This window comes from Mesorhizobium sp. M0019 (assembly GCF_040323975.1).
Lineage (GTDB): Bacteria > Pseudomonadota > Alphaproteobacteria > Rhizobiales > Rhizobiaceae > Mesorhizobium.
In genome coordinates, this window is the sequence record NZ_JAMYVK010000154.1 from 1 (window position 1) to 586 (window position 586).

Annotated in this window: 1 protein-coding gene; it reads right to left on the bottom strand. The window is 65.5% G+C overall.

Going from position 1 to position 586, the window contains the following annotated elements; translation table 11 throughout:
* Nucleotide 1 precedes the first annotated feature (1 nt).
* Nucleotides 2-586: EF-Tu C-terminal domain-related protein (locus NKK47_RS35115; protein ID WP_352579946.1), on the bottom strand; the 585-nt coding region annotated here is incomplete at its 5' end.

The following is a 586-nucleotide window of genomic DNA, read 5'->3' on the forward strand; positions in this document are numbered from 1 at the left end:
ATTACTCTTTGATGGTGACGACGATGCCGGCACCGACGGTGCGGCCGCCTTCACGGATGGCGAAGCGCAGCTTCTCTTCCATGGCGATCGGCACGATCAGCTCGACATCGACGGTGATGTTGTCGCCCGGCATCACCATCTCGGTGCCTTCCGGCAGCGACACGATGCCGGTCACGTCCGTCGTGCGGAAATAGAACTGCGGACGGTAGTTGGTGAAGAACGGCGTGTGGCGGCCGCCCTCGTCCTTGGTCAGGATGTAGGCTTCGGCAACGAACTTCTTGTGCGGCTTGACGGTGCCGGGCTTGGCCAGGACCTGGCCGCGCTCGACGCCTTCACGGTCGACACCGCGCAACAGCGCGCCGATGTTGTCGCCGGCCTGGCCCTGGTCGAGCAGCTTGCGGAACATCTCGACGCCCGTGCAGGTCGTCTTGGTGGTCGGACGGATGCCGACGATCTCCAGCTCCTCGCCGACCTTGACGACGCCGCGCTCGACGCGGCCGGTCACAACCGTGCCGCGGCCCGAGATCGAGAACACGTCCTCGATCGGCATCAGGAACGGCTTGTCGAGCGGACGAACCGGCGTCGG